The organism is Halapricum salinum (genome assembly GCF_004799665.1).
GTDB lineage: Archaea > Halobacteriota > Halobacteria > Halobacteriales > Haloarculaceae > Halapricum > Halapricum salinum.
In genome coordinates, this window is record NZ_CP031310.1 from 490,449 (window position 1) to 512,321 (window position 21,873).

Annotated in this window: 23 protein-coding genes and 1 tRNA gene; 9 read left to right on the top strand and 15 right to left on the bottom strand. The window is 63.5% G+C overall.

Annotated features, from left to right (window positions below; translation table 11 throughout):
* Positions 1-52: 52 nt before the first annotated feature.
* Positions 53-445, top strand: coding sequence for a hypothetical protein (locus DV733_RS02355; protein WP_049993587.1), 393 nt, complete (start codon positions 53-55; stop codon positions 443-445).
* A gap of 412 nt (positions 446-857) precedes the next feature.
* Here DV733_RS02355 and DV733_RS02360 read toward each other — a convergent pair whose 3' ends face one another.
* From DV733_RS02360 to DV733_RS02375, 4 genes are all read right to left on the bottom strand, one after another.
* Positions 858-1,259, bottom strand: a complete 402-nt coding sequence (locus tag DV733_RS02360) for a type II toxin-antitoxin system VapC family toxin (protein ID WP_049993588.1) — start codon at positions 1,257-1,259, stop codon at positions 858-860.
* On the bottom strand, positions 1,246-1,524 hold the full coding sequence (locus DV733_RS02365; RefSeq protein WP_049993589.1) for an antitoxin VapB family protein: 279 nt from the start codon (positions 1,522-1,524) through the stop codon (positions 1,246-1,248). Before DV733_RS02365 ends, DV733_RS02360 begins: the two co-directional genes overlap by 14 nt.
* An 85-nt stretch (positions 1,525-1,609) precedes the next feature.
* A complete protein-coding gene (locus tag DV733_RS02370) occupies positions 1,610-1,996 on the bottom strand; it encodes a thioredoxin family protein (protein ID WP_049993590.1) in 387 nt (128 codons plus the stop codon).
* A gap of 52 nt (positions 1,997-2,048) precedes the next feature.
* A complete protein-coding gene (locus DV733_RS02375) occupies positions 2,049-3,248 on the bottom strand; it encodes an ABC transporter substrate-binding protein (protein WP_079979407.1) in 1,200 nt (399 codons plus the stop codon).
* A 202-nt stretch (positions 3,249-3,450) separates the two neighbouring features.
* Here DV733_RS02375 and DV733_RS02380 point away from each other — a divergent pair, with 202 nt between their 5' ends.
* Entirely contained in the window at positions 3,451-4,932 is a 1,482-nt protein-coding gene (locus DV733_RS02380) for a methyl-accepting chemotaxis protein (RefSeq protein ID WP_049993592.1), read from the top strand.
* 63 nt (positions 4,933-4,995) lie between these two features.
* Positions 4,996-5,961: a sugar phosphate isomerase/epimerase family protein gene (locus DV733_RS02385; RefSeq protein ID WP_049993593.1), complete on the top strand. Its 966-nt coding sequence runs from the start codon at positions 4,996-4,998 to the stop codon at positions 5,959-5,961.
* Positions 5,962-6,004: 43 nt separating this feature from the next.
* Here DV733_RS02385 and DV733_RS02390 read toward each other — a convergent pair whose 3' ends face one another.
* From DV733_RS02390 to DV733_RS02405, 4 genes are all read right to left on the bottom strand, one after another.
* Positions 6,005-6,325, bottom strand: a complete 321-nt coding sequence (locus tag DV733_RS02390; protein WP_136342268.1) for a hypothetical protein — start codon at positions 6,323-6,325, stop codon at positions 6,005-6,007.
* 282 nt (positions 6,326-6,607) lie between these two features.
* On the bottom strand, positions 6,608-7,486 hold the full coding sequence (locus tag DV733_RS02395; protein WP_049993595.1) for a hypothetical protein: 879 nt from the start codon (positions 7,484-7,486) through the stop codon (positions 6,608-6,610).
* 126 nt (positions 7,487-7,612) lie between these two features.
* Positions 7,613-8,485 carry an isocitrate lyase/PEP mutase family protein gene (locus tag DV733_RS02400; protein WP_049993596.1) on the bottom strand — a complete coding sequence of 291 codons (873 nt, stop codon included), beginning with the start codon at positions 8,483-8,485 and terminating at the stop codon, positions 7,613-7,615.
* A gap of 93 nt (positions 8,486-8,578) precedes the next feature.
* Positions 8,579-9,202: a uracil-DNA glycosylase family protein gene (locus tag DV733_RS02405; protein ID WP_049993597.1), complete on the bottom strand. Its 624-nt coding sequence runs from the start codon at positions 9,200-9,202 to the stop codon at positions 8,579-8,581.
* Between the two features lie 108 nt (positions 9,203-9,310).
* On the opposite strand from DV733_RS02405, the gene DV733_RS02410 reads away from it, so the two are divergent.
* Both DV733_RS02410 and DV733_RS02415 read left to right on the top strand, forming a co-directional pair.
* Positions 9,311-9,772: an 8-oxo-dGTP diphosphatase gene (locus DV733_RS02410; protein ID WP_049993598.1), complete on the top strand. Its 462-nt coding sequence runs from the start codon at positions 9,311-9,313 to the stop codon at positions 9,770-9,772.
* A 43-nt stretch (positions 9,773-9,815) separates the two neighbouring features.
* Positions 9,816-11,174, top strand: coding sequence for a phosphohexomutase domain-containing protein (locus tag DV733_RS02415; protein ID WP_049993599.1), 1,359 nt, complete (start codon positions 9,816-9,818; stop codon positions 11,172-11,174).
* Here the strand turns inward: DV733_RS02415 and DV733_RS02420 are convergent.
* Both DV733_RS02420 and DV733_RS02425 read right to left on the bottom strand, forming a co-directional pair.
* Positions 11,171-11,941 (bottom strand): DUF5673 domain-containing protein, encoded by a 771-nt coding sequence (locus DV733_RS02420; RefSeq protein ID WP_049993600.1) that lies wholly within the window; start codon positions 11,939-11,941, stop codon positions 11,171-11,173. The two genes, DV733_RS02415 and DV733_RS02420, sit on opposite strands and share 4 nt — an antisense overlap.
* Positions 11,942-12,014: 73 nt before the next feature.
* On the bottom strand, positions 12,015-12,788 hold the full coding sequence (locus tag DV733_RS02425; RefSeq protein WP_049993601.1) for a DUF5673 domain-containing protein: 774 nt from the start codon (positions 12,786-12,788) through the stop codon (positions 12,015-12,017).
* Between the two features lie 114 nt (positions 12,789-12,902).
* Between DV733_RS02425 and cdd the strand changes: the two genes are divergently transcribed.
* The 4 genes from cdd to DV733_RS02445 are packed head-to-tail and all read left to right on the top strand — an operon-like array spanning position 12,903 to position 15,833.
* Positions 12,903-13,295 (top strand): cytidine deaminase, encoded by a 393-nt coding sequence (gene cdd / locus DV733_RS02430; protein WP_049993602.1) that lies wholly within the window; start codon positions 12,903-12,905, stop codon positions 13,293-13,295.
* Positions 13,292-14,143: a nucleoside phosphorylase gene (locus tag DV733_RS02435; RefSeq protein ID WP_049993603.1), complete on the top strand. Its 852-nt coding sequence runs from the start codon at positions 13,292-13,294 to the stop codon at positions 14,141-14,143. Before cdd ends, DV733_RS02435 begins: the two co-directional genes overlap by 4 nt.
* A 49-nt stretch (positions 14,144-14,192) precedes the next feature.
* The gene (locus DV733_RS02440) at positions 14,193-15,371 is read left to right on the top strand and encodes an inorganic phosphate transporter (protein ID WP_049993604.1); all 1,179 of its coding nucleotides are present in this window, start codon (positions 14,193-14,195) and stop codon (positions 15,369-15,371) included.
* 42 nt (positions 15,372-15,413) lie between these two features.
* A complete protein-coding gene (locus tag DV733_RS02445) occupies positions 15,414-15,833 on the top strand; it encodes a universal stress protein (RefSeq protein WP_049993605.1) in 420 nt (139 codons plus the stop codon).
* Between the two features lie 9 nt (positions 15,834-15,842).
* Here the strand turns inward: DV733_RS02445 and DV733_RS02450 are convergent, their stop codons facing one another.
* The 5 genes from DV733_RS02450 to DV733_RS02470 all read right to left on the bottom strand — a co-directional run bounded on the left by DV733_RS02450 (position 15,843) and on the right by DV733_RS02470 (position 21,862).
* The gene (locus DV733_RS02450) at positions 15,843-16,556 is read right to left on the bottom strand and encodes an SDR family oxidoreductase (RefSeq protein WP_049993606.1); all 714 of its coding nucleotides are present in this window, start codon (positions 16,554-16,556) and stop codon (positions 15,843-15,845) included.
* Between the two features lie 76 nt (positions 16,557-16,632).
* On the bottom strand, positions 16,633-19,194 hold the full coding sequence (locus DV733_RS02455) for a cation-translocating P-type ATPase (protein ID WP_049993607.1): 2,562 nt from the start codon (positions 19,192-19,194) through the stop codon (positions 16,633-16,635).
* Positions 19,195-19,378: 184 nt separating this feature from the next.
* Positions 19,379-20,380 carry a hypothetical protein gene (locus DV733_RS02460; RefSeq protein ID WP_136342269.1) on the bottom strand — a complete coding sequence of 334 codons (1,002 nt, stop codon included), beginning with the start codon at positions 20,378-20,380 and terminating at the stop codon, positions 19,379-19,381.
* Positions 20,381-20,742: 362 nt separating this feature from the next.
* Positions 20,743-20,816 (bottom strand) — tRNA-Thr (locus DV733_RS02465).
* A gap of 62 nt (positions 20,817-20,878) precedes the next feature.
* Complete coding sequence (locus DV733_RS02470) at positions 20,879-21,862, bottom strand: class I SAM-dependent methyltransferase (RefSeq protein ID WP_049993610.1); 984 nt, start codon at positions 21,860-21,862, stop codon at positions 20,879-20,881.
* Positions 21,863-21,873: the final 11 nt, after the last annotated feature.

Consider the following 21,873-nt stretch of genomic DNA (forward strand, 5'->3'; position numbering starts at 1 on the left):
GTCCTAACGAGTTAGGAACTATCGATAGGTCCGCACGCGAGAAGGTGTTGGTATGTCGAGCACGACAGACATTCCGAATCCGAGCGAGTACGAGTGGTCATTCGAGAAGCGCGGCAGCGTCGGCATCTGGTTCATGGAGGGCTGGCAGGGTTTTGCCGACGAGGACCTGGAAGCCGCGAGCGATCACTACCGAGAGCGGGGCACGCGTAGCGACATCGAGGGGACGCTGGCAGTTTTCGGCGACAGTACGAATCTCGCTCGCGAGACCCAGGAGTACATGGGCGAAGCGTGGTCAGAGAACGGTGAGTACACTGGTGTCGACCGGATCGGATTCGTCTCGGAGGGGACGACCGCGATGGCCGTGAAGGCCGCTGTGGACGTCCCCGGAGCGGAAGTGGCGAGTTTCAGTGACGTGAACGACGCGCTCGAGTGGGCTCAGGAATAGCGTTCCCGGCAGTTTTTCGGTTGGCGATTCAGTATGCCGTCCGTGACTGTGCCACGATCCCTGTACACGGCCAGCGGCTTCCGACACGGACGGCTCTCTGACGGGAACGCAGACACGACCAACGCAGTGAAAGCCCCCGACGCGGACGGCTCGTGCGGCTCGCTGCGGTCCGTCGGTCCTTGCTTCGCCGGACGTCGCCCTCCGCGTCGCCCCTTTCATTCCACCCGAAGCACAGCAACCGTGCCACACCCTCCCCAGCCGACTGCGCTGCTCGCTCACTTCGTTCGCTGTGCTGCTCATCCCTCGCACGGAGACAAGGCGCGCACGAGAGCGCGCCCGGCGCGCGCCAACCAGTCCTGTTCGGACAGCCGTCCACACGTCAGTGGCAGGTCTACAGAATCGAGAGCCGATATCAATAGGTTTCTACGGACACGTCGTCGAGCAGCTCGAAGTCGTCGGTGTTCTCCGTCACGACCGTTGCGCCCGTCTCCTTGGCGACGGCTGCAATCAATATATCTCCAGCGAGGGAGTTTATCCTGTCCTGGTTGATGCTATCATCGCGGTGTAATGTCGCTTCTAACTGTCCGGCGATGACTGCGTGGTCGGTCCGGAAGGGGACGACATCCAGCCACCCAAACGTCGACAGGATCTCGTGTCGGTCGAGTTTGTTCTGGAGGTCCCGCCCGACAGCAATCTCCTTGGTGTTGAGCGTCGTCGTGATGAACTCGGACTCCTCGTTCCGTTCGAGGAACGCTCTCACGTTGTCTCGTCCGGCCCAGTAGCGGATGAGAAAGGTTGTGTCAAGCAGTTTCATCCATATCCTCGGTCTCGGAGAGTTCCTCGAGAACCTCTCGCTGGCGGTGCGCGAGGCCCGCGCTCGTCTGCCTGCGAGACCTCTCGGCTGCCCGTTCCAGTTGCGCGGCCGCGTCTGCGTCGAGCGTCCCGAACCCCTCCCGCCAATCGGTTTGTGCCTCCGCGAGGAGACGATCTACGAGGTCTGTGAAACTTTCGCCCTCCCGCTTGCGGGCTTTCAGGCGTTCATAGACGTCCTCTCTGATGCCGATAGTTTTCGTCCCCATAGTTTGTGTTTACATACACAAACACAAAATAGTTACTCGGGAACACGGCGTGTCGACTGGCGTGCCCCGAGGAAATGCGAGTAGATCAGTTCTCGTCGAAATATGCGCGAATCTCGTCGGCCAGATAGACGGCGATCGGCACCGGTTCCTCCTCGACGAAGCGGGCGACCTCCTCGCCGTCCTGCAGAACGACGACCGTCGGGATGTACTCGATCCCGTACTTTTCGACTTTCGGGCCTTCCTTCGAGCCATCGTCGAGTTTCTCGACGGGGATCTCCTCGATTCGATCGTCGGAAATGCCTGCGGCGTCGAGTGCAGCGCCGAATTCGGGGAGTTGCTTGCGGCAGTCGCCACACCAGTCGCCGCCCCAGACGATGTACGTCAGATCGTCGAATTGGGCGAGCGTCTCGACAGTATCGCCGTAGGACTCGGCGTCGAAGACGGGATCGGGTCGCATCGTTTCGAGAGTCATGACTCCCCGTTCGAGAGCGGCGAATAAAACGGTCGCGGGTCGGAGTCGGGGATTACTGCTCGAAGGCGCTGACGACTTCCTGGGTCGCGGCGTCGATGTCCCACTCGGCGACGAACGAGGACATCGCGGTCTTGAGTTCGATGAGTTGGTCCGGCCGCACGCCCAGCCCGTGGGTGATCGACAGCGGCTGTGAGCGCGAGGACTGGAAGGCCTTGTGCTGGCCCTGGAGGAACGCATTGAACTCCCCCATCGAGACGTCCGTCCGCGGCGGGATCGACCCCTTCTTCTGGTTGAATCGGCGCTGGCCGTCCGCCGAGCCGGCGTACTGCAGGAAGGTGCCGACGGCGTCCTCGTTGTCGGTCATCGACGAGGCGATCACGGCGTCCATGTTCATCGCGTATTCGCCCTCGGTCCCGGGGAAGGGGACGTGTTCCCAGTCGCTACCGTAGGTGAAGCCGTCGGTCTCGGTGTAGGCCCCGGCGGCCCAGTCGCCCTGGTGGAAGAACGTCGACTCGCCCTCGATGAAGCGTTCGTTGGCGTCGGTCAGCGACATGTACAGCGCGTCGTCGGTCGCGAGATCGGCGTAGGTCCCGACGATGTCCAGCGCGTCGGCGATCGCCTGCCGGTTGGCCGACGCTCGCCCGTCGCTCACGGCCTTGTAGACATCGTGGCCGTGCTCGCCCAGCAGCACTGTCTCCCACAGCTGCAGGACCGTCCAGGGGTTCTTCATCGGAAAGAGCATGCCGACCTGCCCGGTCTCGGCTTCGGCCTGCCGGAGCATCTCCACGAACTCGCGAGGGCTCGACGCGCTGGAGGGATCGATCCCGGCCTCGACGGCCAGATCGACGTTGTAGAAGAGGTTGTTGATCCGGTGGATGTTCAGCGGGACGGCGTGATAGACGCCGTCGAACTCCGAGGCCCCGCGCGGACCGTCGAGATACTGCTGCTCCATGTCCGACTGGTTCCAGACGTCGGAGATGTCCGCCAGGACGTTGGCCTCGACGTACGGAAAGAGGTTCTTGCCCGGCCACTCGACCCACAGGTCCGGCGGCGTCTCCTTGAGGATGCGACTCTTGACGGCCAGACTGAGGTTCTCGTTGGTGACGTCCCCCAGCGAGACGTCAGGATGGCGACTCTGAAACCCCGACAACAGGGCCTCCATCGCCGCCTCACCATCGCCGCCCACCATCCGGTGAAGCAACTCCGTGTCGGTCCGGCCCCGGGAACTGAATTGCTCGCCAGAACGTGACATGATCGTCTATACTGGCGTTTCTGCTACCCTGTATTGAACCTACCGCCGACGTTCTCACGTCTGGTAATACTTCCGGAGGCGTCCGCCGCTCTCCTCTCAGGTCGAGGAGATCCGACGAGAGAAGGCGATTTCGAGCGGGTCTGAGAACAAAATCTGATATTGGGTGGAAGGATATATATGGTCGATTGGGTAACGTAGACACATGCGATTGTTCGCCGAACGAGCTACAACTGCGGCACTCGGATTCCAGCTGGTGCACGCGTTCTATCAGGCGCTTCTGCCGTCTCTCGTCTCCGGGCCGGCGTACGTGCTACTCGCGGCGAGCGGACTACTCGCAGCGGTCGGCACGCTCGGGTACGCCGTCTGGCGACTTGACGAGCGGTTCGCGAACGTCCACGCCGAGCGGGAGGATCTCCGAGAGGAACGGGACGCACTCGAAGACGAGCGCGAGGCGCTCCGTGCGGAGCGGGACACGCTCGAAGTCCGTCTCGAAGCGGCACGGGATGCACTCACGGATCTGCAGGATCAACGCGTCCAGACTCCGGCGACGCCGATGACGACCGACGGTGGTGTCCAGACGGCCGGCAATCTCTCGACGGAGGAACTGGACGACTACATCGCCGTCTGCTGTGACACCATCGAGCAGACCGGCGACGGCGACCTCCGCCAGCGCCTCGACGTCGACACGCCTTCGGAAGCGCTCAATCGTCTCTCCCGGGAGTTCAACGAGATGGCGACGGCCTTCGAGCAAACGATCGACACGGCAAACGAGTTCAGCGAGGACGTCGCCGGCTCCTCAGAACAGGTCACGACCGCGACCCAGGCCGTGATGGAGGCTAGCGAGAGCGTCGCCGAGACGATTCAGGAGATCGCCGACGTCTTCCACGAGCAGCACACCCAGATCAGCCAGATCTCCGAGGAGATGGGCGACATGTCCGCGACGATTCAAGAGATCGCCGCCTCCAGCAACGAGGTCGCCGAGAAGGCAGACAAGACCGAGCGCGAGACGGTCCAGGGGATCGAAGCCGCTCGCGGGGTCGCCGACGCGATGGACGAAGCCAGCGACCAGACCGACACCGTCGTCGAGGCCGTCGAGACGCTCGACGACCAGATGAAAGAGGTCGGACAGATCGTCGACATGATCGACCGGATCGCAGAACAGACGAACATCCTCGCGCTGAACGCCTCGATCGAAGCCGCTCACGCCTCGACTGGCGAGGAGACCGGTTTCGGCGTCGTCGCAGACGAGGTCAAGAGCCTCGCCGAGGAGACCAAAGACGCAACCAAGCAGATCGAGGCGCTCATCGAGGACATCCAGGACCAGACGAGCGAGACCGTCGAGGAGATCAACGAGATGCAGTCGACTGTCGAAGACGGCCAGGAGGATGTCCAGGAAGGGCTAGAAGCGCTCGAATCGATCATGGACCACGTCCAGCAGACGACCAGCGGCGTCAAGGAGATCTCCAACGCGACCGACGATCAGGCCGCTTCCAGCGAGGAGGTCGCCTCGATCGCCGACGAGGCCGCAGAGACTTCCCGAGCGAACATGGAAGAGGCCGAGCACGTCGCCGCCGTCGCCGAAGAGCAGACCCTCGCGCTCGGCGAGATGTACGTCAACGCGAAGATGCTCACGATGCGTGCCCGACAGCTCTCGACGCTGTTCGACCGCTACGAAACCGAGTGATTTCCCGCGAGTCGACGCCAGTAGAGGCCCACTTTTACTACCTGGTCGGTCCTGCACTCGACTATGGACGTAGGCGTACTGACCGTTCCGCTCGGCGACCAGTCCCGTGAATCAGCGTTCGGATATCTTGCGGACCTCGGCGTCGGCGCGGTCGAGCTCGGCTGTGGTGGCTATCCCGGCCAGGGCCATCTCGACCGCGAGACACTGCTTACGGATCCGGACGCACGGGCCGACTTGCGTACGGATCTCGACGAGTACGATCTCCGCGTGAGCGCACTCGCGACGCACAACAACCCCTTGCACCCCGACGACGAGCGGGCCAGCGAGGCCGACACCGAACTCCGGGAAGCCATCGAACTAGCAGACGTGCTCGATATCGGCACTGTCACCTGCTTCTCGGGACTGCCGGCCGGCGGCCCGAACGACGAGGTGCCAAACTGGGTGACCGCACCCTGGCCCGGCGAGCACGCCGACGCCCACGAGTACCAGTGGGAGGTCGCCACCGACTACTGGCGCGACCTGGCTGAACACGCCGCCGAACACGAGGTCGACGTCGCCATCGAGATGCACCCGAACATGCTGGTCTACGAGCCCTCGGGGATGCTCGAACTCCGCGACCGGACCAACGACCGGATCGGCGCGAACTTCGATCCCTCCCACCTGTACTGGCAGGGAATCGAGATTACCGACGCGATCCGGCTGCTGGGCGCACACGACGCCATCCACCACTTCCACGCCAAGGACACCAGAGTCTACGACGCCCAGGCCCGGACGAACGGTGTCCTCGACATGACGCCCTACGACGAGGTCGCGGATCGCTCGTGGATCTTCCGCTCGGTGGGCTACGGCCACGGCGAGGATCACTGGCGGGACATCGTCTCGACGCTGCGAATGGTCGGCTACGGCGGCGCGCTCTCGATTGAACACGAGGACGCGCTGACCTCGGCCAGTGAGGGGCTCGAAAAGGGAATCGAGCTGCTTCAGCGCGTGGTATTCGAGGAGCAGCCCGGGGACGCGTTCTGGGCGTAGCAGCCGCTCTGGGTGTCACGCGATCGGAAAACTGGGTGTCCCGCTAGGCCGGGACCTGTCTGTCGAGAACGACCGCTGTCAGGACCGCAGTGACAGTTGCGCCGATCAGTGAAACGAGCACTCCCGCAATTTCGTCACCGATACTGAAGTCGATGGCGTCTGGCGCGGTGACCGTCATGAGGAGTAGCGAGACGACGAGAACGACCGCCGTTCCAGCGGCGGCAGCGATCGCCGCGGGCTGGTAGGACGATATCTGGGCGTCCGTACTCGTGTGGTAGTACACACCGATACCGAAGGCGAACAGCAACCCGAATACGGGGCCGTCAGTGTACCCGAAGACAGCGTCCACTGCCCTGTAGAACATATCATCCTCGATAGCGCTGTATAGTCTCGAGTCCTCGGACGCGAGTGAATACTCCAGCAGATGATAGACGAACGATCCGATCGCGAATACCCCATACACTGCGATTCCGAATAGTGCATGACGAACGCCGTCTGATTGGCTTGACTGTTGTCGTGGCCGCCCACCCTGTTGTGAAGACATATCGACTTTTGATCCTCGACAGAGACATATAAATCCTATTAGATAGGTTCCCCGATACAGGGGGCAGTTCGCTCAGTCAGCCTCCGCGAGACCTGATCGCCGCTACTTTTCGGTCTCGTCGTCCTTCTTGACCTTCTCCTCGACGGCCTCTTCGACTTTCTCCTCGACGGCCTCTTCGGCCTTCTCTGAGACTGTCTCCTCGGCTTTCTCTTCGACAGTCTTCTCGGCCTTCTCCTCGACGGCTTCTTCGGCTTTCTCTTCGATCGTCTCTTCTGCCTTTTCGGCGACCGTCTCCTCGGCTTTCTCTTCGACAGTCTTCTCGGCCTTCTCCGCAACGGCTTCTTCGGCTTTCTCTTCGACAGTCTCTTCGGCTTTTTCGGCGACGGCTTCTTCGGCTTTCTCCGTGACTGTCTCTTCTGCCTTCTCCTCGACGGCTTCTTCGGCTTTCTCCGTGACTGTCTCTTCTGCCTTCTCCTCGACGGCCTCCTGGGCCTTCTCTTCGACAGTCTTCTCGACCGTTTCAGCCACCGTCTTGTCGACCGTATCTTCGACCGTCTTCTCGACCGTCTCGGACACGGTCTTGTCGACCGTATCTTCGACAGTCTTGTCGACCGTATCTTCGACTGTCTTCTCGACGGTCTCTGCGACAGTCTTGTCGACCGTATCTTCGACCGTCTCGGCGACCGTCTTGTCTACTGTCTCACCGACAGTCTCTTCGACGGCTTCGCCGACCGTCTCGTCGACTTTCGCCTCGACGGTGTCGTCCATGGTCTCCTCGACGGTCTCTTTGACCGTCGACGTCATCCAGTCGGGGTCGAAGCGGGCCATCTTCCAGGCGACGTGGACGATGTAGGCGACGAGCACACCGAACCCGAAGGCCAGCCCGATGTCGTTGCCGGCCAGCAAGATCAGTCCGACCGACAGCGCGATGAGGAGTCCGTATGTCAGATCGACCAGCGAGTCGACGCGACTCGGATTCATCCGTCGATCACCGTCTGCCAAATTGCGCAACCTGTCGCTCCTGCCGCTCGCGTAGAAGTCATATCACAAGCCAATAGCCCCGTCGGCAAGTAGCTTGCCGAACGCGATCACCAGCCGGATTCCGGGCTACTCCTCTGCGTACTCCCGCTGGCGCTCGCGGTAGGACTCGGTCCCGAGGACGTCCTCGAACTGCGCGAAAGTGACTGTCTCGACTGCGTCGGTCGTCCCGTGCGTCGCCAGTGCTTCGTAAGCCTCCCTGACCGCCCGAGTCATCGCGAACAGCGCGGTCAGCGGATAGACCACGATGTCGAACCCGAGATCGTCCAGTTCGTCGGCCGATAGCACCGGCGTCTTGCCGCCTTCGATCATGTTCGCGAACGTCGGCGCGTCGAAGGCAGTGGCGATCCGTTCGAGTTCCTCGCGAGACTGTGGGGCCTCGACGAAGACGACATCAGCACCCGCGCGCTCGTAGGCTCGGCCGCGTTCGATCGCCTCGTCCAGCCCGTGCGGTTCGCGGGCGTCGGTGCGCCCGATCAACAGGAAGTCGCTGTCGCGCTCCTCGCGGACGTCCGCTGCCGCACGGATGCGCCGGACGTGTTCGTCGGTCGGAACGACTCGCTTCTCGTCCATGTGGCCACAGCGCTTTGGCCACTGCTGGTCTTCGAGGATCGCGCCCGCGACGCCCGCGTCGATGCACTCGCCGATCGTCCGCCGGACGTTCAGCGCGTTGCCGTAGCCGGTGTCCATGTCGGCCACCAGCGGGATGGAGATGGATTCGGTGATCCGACGGATACGATCGACGTTCTCCGAGGCGGTCATCAGTCCCAGGTCGGGCAGCCCCAGCTGGGTCGCGGCGATCGAGAACCCGGAGGTGAACACGGTCTCGAAGCCGGCCTGTTCGGCCAGTTTCGCCGACATGGTGTCGTACGCGCCGGGGAAGACGGTGATCTCGGGCTGGTCGAGGAGTCGCCGGAGTTCGGTCGCAGGCTCGTCGGCCATGTCTCCGGAGACGGATACTGGCCGCTAAAAACTACCGCGCTATCTGAACGTGGTCGAGCGACCACGCTATCTGAACGTGGTCCAGCGACCACGCTATCTGACGCGATAGGGGTCGTCTCCGGGGAGGAACCGACCGAGGTCGACCTCCTGGCGGTAGTCGCGTTGCTGGAGCGTGGTGAGGGCGTCGACGAGTTTCTGTTCGTCGGCGTCGGTCCACGTTCCGGGATCTTTGATCGGATAGATGAGCCAGCCAGCTCCCTGGCGTTCGGTGGCGTGGAGTGCGTCCATGTCGAGGTGGCCGTTGCGCGCGGCGTAGTTCGCCAACACGTGCTTGGTGGCGCGTTCGCCGACCGGCAGCAAGACGTGGGCGGTGATCGCCCGCAACTCGGAGTCGAAAAAGCGTTCGAGATCGTCGTAATCGGCCTGCGTGGGCGGGCCAGGAGTCACGCACATACACAGATACGAGAAGTAGGTCTGTGCGACCGTCGGTGGTGTCCCTGCGGATTCGAGGAGGCCGGCTTCGACCAGCGCCGACTGGAGGCGTTCGCTTCCGGGCGTCTCGGTGAAGGGGATACCCGAGTCGATCCCGCCGTGGACGCCCGGGTGGTCACCGATGACGTGGAAGTGGGCGTTGGCGTCGCCGTACCCCGGGACGAAGTTCTGACAGTCCGGCTGATGACCGAACGGGTTGGACTGTCGATGCGTGACGTTCTTCACGTCCGACCAGACGTGGCGGGCCGAAAAAACTCCGACGGTTCGCCGCAAACCTGGCGAACAATCGTTCGGAACCAATATTTTTGGCGACGCCAGTCAGACGCACTTCCAATGCGTGAAGCGACGCTCTGTCACCCCCTGCGCGACGACGACCTGCTGTTCATCCGCAAACAACGCGGCCCCGGAGCCGGGAATCTCGTCGCGCCCGGCGGCAAGATCGAGGACGGCGAGACGCCCCGGGAGTGTGCCGTCCGCGAGACGCGCGAGGAGGTCGGCCTCGAAGTTCGGGGCCTCGACAAGCGCGGGGAGTTGCGCTTCGTCTTCGGCGAAGAGCCGTTCATGTTCGTCCACGTCTTTCTCACTCGCGATTTCGTAGGCCGTCCTCAGGAAACTGACGAGGGCGTCCCGCGCTGGATCGACACCGACGACCTGCCATACGAAGAGATGTGGGACGACGACCGCTACTGGCTGCCACTCCTGCTCGACGGCCAGCAGTTCCGGGGCGAGTTCTTCTTCGACAGCGACGGCGAGGACGTGCTGGAGTACGACCTGGTGACCGGTCTCGATTTTTGAGGAGATAGGGGCTTATTTGTCACCCCGCGTCGAACTCCCAGACATGGAACTGTTCGGAACGGCCGGGATCCGCGGTCCCGTCGCCGACACCGTCACGCCGGAACTGGCACTCGACGTGGGCCGGGCCGTCGGTGTCGAGGCCGAGACGGTCGTCCTCGGACGGGACGGCAGACAGAGCGGGACCGCTCTCGTGGGGGCCGTCGAAGCGGGACTGACCAGTGCGGGTGCGAGCGTCGTGCGTCTGGGGCAGGTCCCGACGCCCGCGCTCGCGGCAGCCAGCCGCGGCCGCTACGGCGTCATGTTGACGGCCAGTCACAACCCCCCGGCTGACAACGGGATCAAGCTGTTCGCAGACGGCGTCGAGTTCGACAGCGACGCCGAATCACGGATCGAATCCCGCGTCGAAGACGGTGTCCGCTCGGCTGAGTGGGCCGACTGGGGCGAGTCCAGAGGCGCCGACATCCTACGGGGGTATCGCGAGGAAGTCGCGGACTTCGCTCGCGGGCACGGCGACGACCTCGACGGCCTCACGGTCGCGGTCGACTGCGGCAACGGGATGGCCTCACTCGCCACGCCGCAGGTCATCCGGGCACTCGGTGGGGCGGTGCGAGCGCTCAACGCCAACGTCGACAGTCACTTCGACGCCCGCGGGAGCAAACCCACGCCCGAAACGCTGACTGGCCTGTGCGATTTCGTCGCGGGCCACGAGACCGTCGAACTCGGGATCGGCCACGACGGCGACGCCGATCGGATCGTGATCGTCGACGGCGAGGGCGAGATCGTCCACGAGGACACCGTGCTGGCGATCCTCGCCGAACACTACGTCCGCGCCAGCGAGGCCGTCGATCCCGTGGTGCTGACGACGCCGAACGCCTCGGGCCGGATCGACGAGCGAGTCCAGGCTGCCGGCGGCCGCGTCGAGCGGATCGCACTCGGCGCACTTCACGAGGGCATCGCGGAGATCCGTGCTCGGACCGATCCGGGAGCAGCGGTCGTCTTCGCGGCCGAGCCATGGAAACACATCCATCCAGCACTCGGGGGCTGGATCGACGGCGTCGCCAGCGCGGCCGTCGTCGCCCGACTCGTCGCCGCCCAGGGACTCGACACGCTACGTGAGCCCGTGACCGAACGACCCTATCTCAAATCTGAGGTCACGTGCCCCGACGGACTGAAGCGCGCGGCGATGGCCGACCTCGAAACCCGGCTTCCCGACACGTATCCCGAGGCCGACGTTTCGACGGACTACGGCGTCCGGCTCTCCTTCGAAGACGGGTCGTGGACGCTCGTCCGGCCGAGCGGCACGGAACCCTACGTTCGGGTCTACGTCGAGAGCGACGACGCCCAGGCGATGCTCGCGGACGTGAAATCTGTGATCGGCGACGCAGTCGAAACCGTCGACTAATTCCGGGGCGCGTGCTCGGACAGCGCGTCGACGACTGCCTCGACGTCTTCGATGTCCTCGCGGGCGAACGTCGCGTCCGAGTGATACCACGTCGGACGGAAGATGGTGAGCGCCTCGTCGGTGAGTTCGTAGCTCTCGACTGTGCCCCAGTCGTGGATCGTCCTGTCGACGCGCAGTCCCTCTTCGGCGACGGCCACCTCGTGGGTGGTGCGGTTCGTGAGGAGCATGATCCAGACCGGGACCATTGCCGGGAGCCAGACGTACGAGGAAAGCGAGACGTCGTCACCGAGGAACAACGCCGACGCGACGACGACAGTGCCAGTGAGTACGAGCAGCGCGCCCACCGCGAGTTGGAGCTGGCGGTGCGTCTCCCGGGGCGGGCCTGCCTCGAACGTCACGTGCTCGGTCAGCGCTTCGATCCGCGCTCGCTGGCGATTGTCGTAGGCGACGAGCACGACGAGAAGCCAGACGCCGGCCGCGCACGCCCCCGCGAAGCACGGACTCAGGTAGAGATCGACCAGCGACTCGGCGGTCGTCACCATCGGGATCAGCCATACTAGCGGCAGTGCGAGACCGGCGACGGCCCGCAACGGGGACAGCACCGATTCAGCGTCGATCCGTCTGCTCGCGATCGCGCCGCCGACCGCCCCTACGGCCAGCCCGCCGGCGAACAGCGGCCACTCGGGGCCCGGCAGGAAGGCGGCGGCCGGACCGACCAGCAGCGCGACGTAGGCGGTCAGCGACGCCCGGAAGACGGTTCCTCTCATCACTCGACGGTTTCGACTCCGATATAAAAAGCCAGGGCGGAGAGTTTCCGAGGCTGAAGCTCACTGTCGTCGCTCAGGTTTCAGGGAGCCGCTTCGACAGCGCGTCGACGACTGCCTCGACGTCCTCGATGTCGTCGCGGTCGTAGCGAAGCGTCGAGTGATACCACGTCGGCCGCGATAGCGAGAGTTCCTCCTCGTCGAGGCTGTACGACGCGATGGTGTCCCACTCGTGGATCGTCGAGTGGACGACGATCCCGATGTCGGTAATCTGGACTTCACGGGAGTCCTGCTGGTCGTGAAGCAGGAGTAGAACGACGGACATCCCGGGCAGCCACGTCAGAAACAGGCCGTCGTCGAACCCGCCAGTGAGAGCGAGAACGACGACCGCGACGACGGTGACGAGACCGAGTACAATCGCCGCGACGTTGGCGACTCGCTCGTCGACTGCCGAGGCGGGTCGGGCCTCGAAGGACAGCTCGACCGTCGCGTCCTCGATCCGTTCCATCTGCTCGCAGTAGACCGCGGTCAGGATCGCCACCGGCCAGGCCACGATCCCGAACCCGCCGACGAACAGCGGCCCGCTGGCCACTCCATCGGGAACCGGGCCGATGCCCAGCCCGAGGACGAGCCAGACGACTGGGAGTGCGAATCCGGCGATCACGCGCGACCACGTGTCGAGCCATTTCTGTGGGTCGATCCGGGCGGTGGCGACGGTTCCCACGAGAGCGCCGAGCAGTGCACAGCCGGCGATCAAGGGCGGTGTCGGTCCCGGAGCGAGCGAGGCGAGCGGCACGGCGACGAGGGCGACGTAGGATATCAGCGTCGCGCGAAGGACGGCGTTTCTCATCACTCGCTGGTTCACGCTCCGGTATAAAAACAGGGTGCGGACAGTTTCCGGGGCTGAAATCGTGTACCAGTGATCGCCCCAGCGTATTTGCCGACCGGCGTCGAGAGACGAGATATGGACGACCTCATCGAGCAGGCGCGCGCGGCGATGGACGCCTCCTACGCCCCCTACTCGGAGTATCGCGTCGGTGCAGCACTGCAGACGGGCGACGGCACCGTGTTCACGGGCTGTAACATCGAGAACGCCAACTACTCAAACAGCGTCCACGCCGAGGAACTAGCGATCAGCAAGGCAGTCGAGGCCGGCCACCGCGAGTTCGACGCGGTCGCCGTCGTCTCCAGCGAGTACGACGGCGTGACGCCCTGTGGAATGTGCCGCCAGACGCTCGCGGAGTTCTGCGGCGAGGACTTCGCAATCTACTGCGACGAGGGCGACGGCGAGGTCAGCGAGTACACGCTGGGCGAACTGCTCCCGAACACGATCACGCGCCGCCATCTGGACGTATGACTGACGACACTGCGGACTCGACTGTCCCGGGCGACTCCGAAGACCCGAACGACGACCAACAGTATCACCTCGAAGTCGGGCCGGGCGACGTCGCCGAGAGCGTTCTCCTACCTGGGAACCCCGAGCGCGTCGCGAAGATCACCGACGTCTGGGACGAGAGCGAGGTCGTGGCCGACCATCGAGAGTACCGAACCGCGACCGGCACCGTCGAGGAAACGCCGATCTCGGTGACGTCGACGGGGATCGGCAGTCCCGGCGCGGCCATCGCGGTCGAGGAACTGGCCCGCGTCGGCGCGGAGACGCTCATTCGAGTGGGTTCGTGTGGCGCGATCCAGCCCGAGGCCAGCGTCGGCGACCTGGTGATCACGACCGGCGCGGTCCGCCAGGAAGGCACGAGCAAGGAGTACGTCCGCGAGGAGTATCCGGCAGTTGCGGACCACACTGTCGTCGGGGCGCTGATCGCCGCCGCCGAGCAACTGGGCTACGACTACCACGTCGGGCTGACGTGTTCGACGGATTCGTTCTACGCCGGGCAGGGCCGCCCCGGCTTCGAGGGGTTCGAGGCCCGCGGCAGTGAGGGGCTGGTCGAGGAACTCAAGCAGGCGAACGTGCTCAACTTCGAGATGGAGGCCAGCTCGATCCTGACGCTAGCGTCGCTCTATGGACTTCGGGCTGGCGCGGTCTGCACCGTCTACGCCAACCGCGAGACCGGCGAGTTCCGAACGGAGGGCGAGCGCAAGGCGGCCAAGACAGCTTCGAAGGCGGTCGCGATCCTCGATTCGATGGACGAGACAGCCGCCGAAGCCGGGGCCGACCGGTGGCATCCCGGACTCGACATCGATCGGTGACACAGGCGTACGACAACCCATATTAGTGGCCCACTCCGAAAGCTGGGATATGGTCGAAGTGCTTCTCGTCGTCGGTGTGCTCGTCGCGATGTTCGTCGCGTTCAACATCGGTGGGTCGACGACCGGGCCGGCGTTCGGGCCAGCCGTCGGCGCGAAAGCCATCTCGAAGCCGATGGCCGCGCTCCTGATGACGGTGTTTTTCTTCGTCGGTGCCTGGACGATCGGTCGCGAGGTCGTGGATACGCTCGGCAATTCACTCATCACGAACCCGGGCGTCTTCACGCTGGAGACGAGCATCGGCGTCCTGTTTTTCATCGGCCTCGCGCTGTTCGTCGGCAACGTCTTCGGTGTCCCGGCCTCGACCTCGATGACAGCCGTGGGCGCGATTGCCGGGCTGGGCGTCGCGACGGGATCGCTCTCCTGGAGCGTCATGGGAGAAATCGCGACCTGGTGGATCGTCGCTCCAGTGATCGGCTTCTGGGTCTCGTTGATCATCGGGCGGTACTTCTACGCTCGGATCAACAGATTGGTCGCCATGGACCGTTCTGAGGGGCCGCTGCTCGACGTCGACCGCTCGGGGGTCATTCCGTCGTTCTCGGTCCACGAGACGACGACTCGCCGCGAGTTCGCCGGCGTCGTGACCGTCGTCGTGATCGGCTGTCTGATGGCCTTCAGTTCGGGCACGTCGAACATCGCCAACGCCATCGCGCCGCTGGTCGGCAGCGAGTCGATCGATATGAACCCCGCCATCCTGCTGGGTTGTCTCGCCGTCGGGATCGGGACGTTTACGATCGCCCGCCGGACGCTGGAGACGATGGGCAGCGACATCACCGAACTCCCGCTGACGGCGGCGATCGTCGTCGCGACCGTCAGTTCGGGGCTGGTGATCTTCCTCTCGGCGATCGGCATCCCCGCGAGTTTCGTCGTCATCGCGACGATGTCGATCATCGGCCTGGGATGGGGCCGTGCCACGCGTCCTGTCACGGTTCCCGAGGCCGTCAAAGGCGACGACGTCCCGCCGGTGAGCGTCGACGCGCTCGCGGACGACGAACCCGGCGAGGAGATCCCACCGATCGGCGAGGAGGACCCGCACACGGTCCCCAGCGCGACCGATCTGTTCGATCCGGCGACGACCGCACGCGTGGTTCTGATGCAGAACGTCGTCCCCGTCATCGCGACGCTGGGTGCGTTTCTCACCTTCCGGTTCGTCCCGATCTTCGGGCTGTAGCCGGGTGGGAGCTTTTACCCGCTGGCCCGCCGTAGTTCGAGTATGATCGACCGCATTCTGGTCCCGATGGACGGCTCGGAGATGTCCGAACACGCCCTCGAATACGCCCTGGAGAACAACCCGAACGCGTCGGTGACGGTCCTCTATGTCGCTGGCGAGCCGTCGCCGATGATGGGCAAGGCCATGCGGATCGCGATGGAGACCGACGTCGACGAAGCCGCACAGGAGGTCGCCGAAGCGGTCTTCGGGCCTGCACGGGAGATTGCCAGCGAGTACGACGCCGAGATCGATACCGCGGTCGCGCTCGGCTCACCGGCCAGACAGATTCTCGACCGCGCTGGCGACTACGACGCCGTGATCATGGGCAGCCACGGAGGGGGCCTCCAGTCGACGCTCCTGATGGGCAACGTCGCGAGCAAAGTGTCCGCCCGCGCGCCAGTCCCGGTGACGCTGGTCCGATAGAACCGGTCGTCAGGCCTCGCCGTAGACCGGGACAGCCGCGCCACTGGTGACGCCCGCGGCGTCGCTGCAGAGAAAGAGGACGACCTCGGCGATCTCGGACGGCTTCACCCACTGCTCGTGGTCGGCGTCGGGCATCATCTCGCGGTTCATCGGCGTGTCGATCACGCTCGGCATGACCGCGTTCGCCCGCACCTCACCGGGATTCTCCTCGGCGATCGTCTCCGTGAGGATTCGCACACCGGCTTTCGAAGCGCGGTAAATCCCGTCGCCCTCGCCGCCTTCCAGCGAGGAGCGAGCCGAGACGCTGACGATCGCCCCGTCGCGCTCGCGAAGATGTGGAATCGCGTGTTTCGAGGCGAGGAACATCGTCTTGAGATTGACGTTCATCAGGAACTCGAAGGTCGCTGCCTCGGTCTCGTCGATGGGCGTCCCGCCGCGCCAGGTCCCGGCGACGTTCGCCAGGTGGTCGATCCCGCCGTGGTCTTCGACGATATCCCCAAAGACGCGTTCGACCTCACGCTCGTCGGTGAAATCACCCTGGTAGACCTCGACCGCCTCGCGGTCGGGATCGAGCAGGAAGTCCTCGCTATCTGGCTCGACGATGTCGACGGTGGCGACGGTCGCGCCCGCGTCGGCGAAGGCCGCGGCGACGGCGCTTCCGAGTGCTCCGCCGGCCCCCGTCACGACCGCCACGTCGTCGCTGAAATCGAAGGTCACACTCATGGTACTCGTCTGGAAGGACCCCGCCGGAATAAAACTAGTCGGTGCGGGGATGGCGAGAGCGCGATCCTGCAGTATCTCACCCACCGATCGGGAATCGGCGCTTGATCGTCGAGACGACGAGCAGATACGCGGGGAGAGCGACGAGAAGCACCGCAGCGAGGATCCCCCAGTCCCCGAGTCCGAGTGCGACCGTCCCGAAGTACTGATTCAGCGGCGTGTACAGGACCGCGAGTTGCAACGCGATCGACAGCCCGACCGCCAGGGCAAGCCACGGGTTCGAGAGTGTCGGCGTCTCGCGCAGCCAGCGAATGACGTACAGCTTCTCGAATTCGAGGAAGACGAATCCCGTGAACACCATCGTCATCGCGTACGGCGTGACCGCGGCCGCACCACCGAGTGTGTACACCATCAGCCCGAGCATGAGCGCCGTCGAGATCGCGCCGGTTCCCCCGATGAGCACCAGCATCGGGCGTTCGATGATCCCCCGGTCGGGGTCGCGCGGAGGCCGCTCCATCACGTCGCCGCTCTGGGGATCCGCCCCCAGCGCCAGCGCCGGCAGACCGTCGGTGAGGAGGTTAATCCAGAGCAACTGGACCGCCGGGAGCACGAGATAGCCCCAGAGCGACGCCAGAAAGACCAGCGCGACTTCGGCCACGTTCGCGCTGAGCAGGAAGGCGACGAACTTCCAGATGTTGTCGAAGATCGCCCGACCCCGTTCGACGGCCCGTTCGATCGTCGCGTAGTTGTCGTCCAGCAAGATCACGTCGCTCGCCTGCTTGGCGACATCGGTCCCGCGAACGCCCATCGCGACACCGATGTCGGCGTTCTTCAGCGCCGGCGCGTCGTTGACGCCGTCGCCCGTCATCGCGACGACGTGGCCGTTGTTTTGGAGTGCCCGCAGAATCCGAACCTTGTGTTCGGGCGAGGCCCGCGCGAACACGTCGACCTCCTCGACCCGCTCCGAGATCGCAGCGTCGTCGAGTCGGTCGAGTTCGCGGCCCTCGGTAACGGCTTGACCCATGCCGAGCGAGCCGGCGATCGCAGCGGCCGTACGGACGTTGTCGCCGGTGATCATCTTCACGTCGATCCCGGCCCGATCGGTGGCGGCCAGCGCGTCGGCGACCTCCGCCCGCGGCGGGTCGATCATCCCGACCAGCCCGAGGAACACCAGCCCCTCGTCCAGACCCGCATCCTCGGTGTCCGCGACCGCGAGGACCCGGAGCGCGTCGTCGGCGAACGACCGAACCTGCTCGCGGATCCGATCGGCCCGCTCGGGTGTGAGTTCGACCGGGCCGTCCGCCGTGAGCACGTGCGAGGACTTCGAGAGCACGACCTCGGGCGCACCCTTGACGCATCCCCGGTCGCCGTGGACGGTTCCCATCCACTTCTGTTCTGAGGAGAACGGAACCTCGTCGGTCCGGGGTTCGTCCTCGCGGAGTGTCGTGACGTCGATCCCCTGATCTTCGGCCGCCAGGACAAGCGCCTGCTCGGTCGGATCGCCCGTCTCCGCGGTGGCGTCGTTGCACAGGGCTCCGGCTCGGAGGAGACGGTCGACGCGCTCCGTCGGCGGTTCCTCACCAGTCCCGTCGAGGTCGACGACGTCGTCACTGACCCAGATCCGGCTGACGGTCATCTGCCCCTTCGTGAGCGTCCCGGTCTTGTCGGTGCAGATCACGTCCACCGAGCCGAGCGCCTCGACAGCCGGGAGGCGGCGGACCAGCGCGTTCTCCTCGGCCATCGTCCGCACGCCCAGCGCGAGCGTCAGCGTCACCACGGCCGGCAACCCCTCCGGAATGGCGGCGACGGCCAGCGACACCGCGGTCAGCCCCGATTCGACCAGCGGCGTGTCCCGCAACAGCAACAGCGGAACCACGAGCGCCGCCAGCGCGAACACGCCGAGCCCGAGCCGGCGGCCGAGCGTATCCAGTTCCGCCTGCAGCGGCGTCTCCGTCTCCTCGGTGGCCGCCAGCTCCCGGGCGATGGCCCCCACTTCGGTGTCCATCCCCGTCGCGGTGACGACGACCGCCCCCCGGCCGCGCGTGACGTTGGTGCTGTTGTACACCATGTTCTCGCGCTCTGCCAGCGGCGTGTCGGAATCGACCGGGTCGGGAGATTTCGAGACCGGCGCGCTCTCGCCTGTCAGCGCCGCCTCGTCGACTTCCAGGCCCGCTTCTTCGAGGAGCCGGCCATCCGCGGGGACGACGTCGCCGCTCTCCAGTTCGATCACGTCACCGGGGACGAGTTCGGTCGCGGCGACGTCGACAGTCGTTCCGTCGCGCCGGACCGTGGCGGTCGGCGCGGCCAGTTCCCGGAGGGCGTCGAGACTCTGCTCGGCGCGGTAGTCCTGGACGAACCCGAAGACGCCGTTGAGGACGACGATGACGGTGATGAGAACGGCATCGACGATGTGGCCCGCCCAGGCCGACAGCCCCGCCGCCACCAGCAGCACCCAGATGAGCACGCTGTCGAACTGCGCGAGAAATATCGTCAGCGGTCCCCGGCTGCTGGTCTGTGCGACCTCGTTCGTGCCGTACTCGTCGAGACGCTGCCGGGCCTCTGTGGCCGTAAGCCCCTCCGCAGCGGTGTCGTGGGCCTGGAGGACGGTATCGGCCGGCCGACTGTGCGGCGGGTCGGTCATCACTGACTGTTCACTTCGGTCACACTTGGGTGTTGGCGTGGTTTTGCCAGCAGCTCAGAACGAAGGTCAGCCGAAGGACGTGACTAGCGAGCGGGAGAATATGACTGGCCGGGTGCTGATACGCATTACGGCAAAGAGTCGCACGACGAGAAAGCAGAGCCGAGGCGAGGTAATATTAGAGATATTAATTAGGGCTATCAGAGCGAGGGAACAGTTCCCGGATTAATATCTCCAATCGGTCTCTGACGTTTCTCACGTCAGTCTCAGCAAGCTCTCCAGATTTATGATGTGCCATCCACCGGCGCTCAACGCTATTCATCTCGTCTAATTTCTCAAATGTCTTCTGCGACACGTACTCATCATCTTTGAGTTCCCTTACTAACTCCCTGTAGTACTCACCACCTTCTTCCTTTTCTTCCTCAATAACGTCTCTCCGTCCCTCACGTTTCAGATGAGTAATTATCAGCCATTCAATGCAGAGGATATAGCAGTTTAGAGCGGCGTTGAGCAACCCGCGTTGCAGACAAGCGTCACCTTCATTTAAATACTGGAGTGCCGTATCACCATATTCTAACTGATTTAGTGCGTTTCTATGCTCTTGGTTGATTTCTGACTCAAGAACCTCAGCTTCCGTATAGGGTTTTTGCAGAGGGGTTGCTCCTATTTTTGAGAAGATACGTTCGATTTCTCTTTTTGTATATTTCACTGTTGTCTTCACATCAAAGTCTGAATCCGTAGTTAGGATTCGCTGTCTGTATTGTTGTAGGAGGGTTGGAACCACAATTATTGTTGTTCTGAATCCGCTTGATTCATTCTCAATAGATCTGAAACGAATTTCAATCTCAAACGGGAGATCTTCAACTCGCTCTTCTATCCGCTTAAAAATGTATTCGCGTTGGTACGATGGGATTTCAGTATTGGAGGTGAATCCGAAGAAATCCTTTATTCGCCACTTGAGAGGTGGATCTGATTTATCGAGATTCGGTTTAAATGTCATTGATTGGTGGATTGGGCCCACCATATCCATCCCAGCGTCAACCTGAATATACTCTTTCTGCCGAAGGATAGCTCTAAATTCGTCCTTGATTTTACGGAGATTTCCGTCATCTGGTTCAACGGGGAGAAAATACTCTGCCTTCACAATGAGTTCATCAGGGTCAAGATTGGGACGAGATATAGACGACATTTCAAGTTACTTTCGATTGTTTGTCTATTAGTGTTTTTCCCAATGTGGTAGGTTGTTACAGAGAGCATACAAATCAATTTCAGTCGATTACGGCTACAGGAATGCAGGACCAGAGCCCCCTCAGAGCAATAATTAGTACTGAAACGAAACGGCAAAATCGTCCATATAGCGGGCGCTAATTGCTTCTTTCATAACAGGAAAACTAAGTAAGCGGCCCGCTGTCTGTCCATTTAGGCTATTCCCAAGGAAAGAGCCGGTGAAGTGGATTGTGAACTACGCCGAGACTGCTCGCTTCGCTGCGCGTCTCGTCTAGTTCAAATCCCTCGACCGCTTTCGCTGCTCACGAATTGTTCGCAGCAGAAAGCCGGTGAAGGGATTTGAACCCTTGACCTATTCCTTACGAAGGAATCGCTCTACCAGTCTGAGCTACACCGGCACCCTTGCAGGCAATAAATTCTTGGAGCGATTACCACAATAAGGGTTGCGAATCGAACGCCCTTAGCGAGTCAATCGCACGTCCAAACAGACGTTCACCTCGTGTGGCGCGTACGAACGCACCGTGTGGCGCGTCTCCACCTCGACGGCGTAGCCCGCCGGCTCGGCCACCGCCCGGATCGCGCTCTCGCCCGGCCCGTAGGGATCGTCCTCGTGCTGGATGTCGTAGAAGTGGAGCACGCAGTCGTCGCCGGCCAGTTCGACCGCCGTCTCCAGGAACTCGTCGGCGCTGTGGGGCAGATTCATCACCAGTCGGTCGGCCCAGCCCTGGTACTCCGCTGCCACCTCTCTGACATCCCCACAGATCCCGGTCACGCGGTCTTCGACGTCGTTCCGTCTCGCGTTCTCCCGGAGGTACTCGATGGCGGCGGCGTTGATGTCGACGCCCACCGCCGTCGCACCCCGCTTTGCTGCGGGGATCACGAACGGCCCGACGCCCGCGAACATGTCGAAACAGTGCTCGCCCGAGTCGACCTGCTCGATCACGCGGTGGCGCTCGGTCGCCAGTCTGGGCGAGAAGTACACCGCCGCGACGTCGACCAGAAATTCACAGCCGTACTCGCGGTGGACGGTCTCGGTCCCGTCGCCAGCAAGGACGTCCCACTCGCGGACACGCTGCTCGCCTTTGACCTTCGAGGCGCGGTTGATTACGGTTTCGACCGGCAACGAGGAGTCCATGATCGCGTCGGCGACCTCCTGAGCGCGGTCGGGGTCGTCCTCGTCGATAATCACGATCTCACCCAGGCGCTCGTAGGACGGTTCGAACCCGAGGATGTCCTCGGGAAGGGTCTGGGTCTCGCGTGCGGGGACGTCCCGGGTCACGACATCGAGGTCGTCGGGGACGGCGTCGGAATCGCTGACTGGGATGAAGAGGTCGCCGTCGTCGTGGACGATCTCGTAGTCGTGGGCCAGCAGCTCGGCTTCGTCGAGGCGCTGTCGCGTGGCCTCGCCGTTCTCGCGGGCGACGCGAACGCAGGGGACGTCCATCACTTCGACTG

Excerpts from the sequence above, each read along its gene's own strand:
- DV733_RS02355 (WP_049993587.1), top strand. The coding sequence starts at position 53 with ATGTCGAGCACGACAGACATTCCGAATCCGAGCGAGTACGAGTGGTCA.
- DV733_RS02360 (WP_049993588.1), bottom strand. The coding sequence starts at position 1,259 with ATGAAACTGCTTGACACAACCTTTCTCATCCGCTACTGGGCCGGACGA.
- DV733_RS02365 (WP_049993589.1), bottom strand. The coding sequence starts at position 1,524 with ATGGGGACGAAAACTATCGGCATCAGAGAGGACGTCTATGAACGCCTG.
- DV733_RS02370 (WP_049993590.1), bottom strand. The coding sequence starts at position 1,996 with ATGACTCTCGAAACGATGCGACCCGATCCCGTCTTCGACGCCGAGTCC.
- DV733_RS02375 (WP_079979407.1), bottom strand. The coding sequence starts at position 3,248 with ATGTCACGTTCTGGCGAGCAATTCAGTTCCCGGGGCCGGACCGACACG.
- DV733_RS02380 (WP_049993592.1), top strand. The coding sequence starts at position 3,451 with ATGCGATTGTTCGCCGAACGAGCTACAACTGCGGCACTCGGATTCCAG.
- DV733_RS02385 (WP_049993593.1), top strand. The coding sequence starts at position 4,996 with ATGGACGTAGGCGTACTGACCGTTCCGCTCGGCGACCAGTCCCGTGAA.
- DV733_RS02390 (WP_136342268.1), bottom strand. The coding sequence starts at position 6,325 with ATGTTCTACAGGGCAGTGGACGCTGTCTTCGGGTACACTGACGGCCCC.
- DV733_RS02395 (WP_049993595.1), bottom strand. The coding sequence starts at position 7,486 with ATGAATCCGAGTCGCGTCGACTCGCTGGTCGATCTGACATACGGACTC.
- DV733_RS02400 (WP_049993596.1), bottom strand. The coding sequence starts at position 8,485 with ATGGCCGACGAGCCTGCGACCGAACTCCGGCGACTCCTCGACCAGCCC.
- DV733_RS02410 (WP_049993598.1), top strand. The coding sequence starts at position 9,311 with ATGCGTGAAGCGACGCTCTGTCACCCCCTGCGCGACGACGACCTGCTG.
- DV733_RS02415 (WP_049993599.1), top strand. The coding sequence starts at position 9,816 with ATGGAACTGTTCGGAACGGCCGGGATCCGCGGTCCCGTCGCCGACACC.
- DV733_RS02420 (WP_049993600.1), bottom strand. The coding sequence starts at position 11,941 with ATGAGAGGAACCGTCTTCCGGGCGTCGCTGACCGCCTACGTCGCGCTG.
- DV733_RS02425 (WP_049993601.1), bottom strand. The coding sequence starts at position 12,788 with ATGAGAAACGCCGTCCTTCGCGCGACGCTGATATCCTACGTCGCCCTC.
- cdd (WP_049993602.1), top strand. The coding sequence starts at position 12,903 with ATGGACGACCTCATCGAGCAGGCGCGCGCGGCGATGGACGCCTCCTAC.
- DV733_RS02435 (WP_049993603.1), top strand. The coding sequence starts at position 13,292 with ATGACTGACGACACTGCGGACTCGACTGTCCCGGGCGACTCCGAAGAC.
- DV733_RS02440 (WP_049993604.1), top strand. The coding sequence starts at position 14,193 with ATGGTCGAAGTGCTTCTCGTCGTCGGTGTGCTCGTCGCGATGTTCGTC.
- DV733_RS02445 (WP_049993605.1), top strand. The coding sequence starts at position 15,414 with ATGATCGACCGCATTCTGGTCCCGATGGACGGCTCGGAGATGTCCGAA.
- DV733_RS02450 (WP_049993606.1), bottom strand. The coding sequence starts at position 16,556 with ATGAGTGTGACCTTCGATTTCAGCGACGACGTGGCGGTCGTGACGGGG.
- DV733_RS02455 (WP_049993607.1), bottom strand. The coding sequence starts at position 19,194 with ATGACCGACCCGCCGCACAGTCGGCCGGCCGATACCGTCCTCCAGGCC.
- DV733_RS02460 (WP_136342269.1), bottom strand. The coding sequence starts at position 20,380 with ATGTCGTCTATATCTCGTCCCAATCTTGACCCTGATGAACTCATTGTG.
- DV733_RS02470 (WP_049993610.1), bottom strand. The coding sequence starts at position 21,862 with ATGGACGTCCCCTGCGTTCGCGTCGCCCGCGAGAACGGCGAGGCCACG.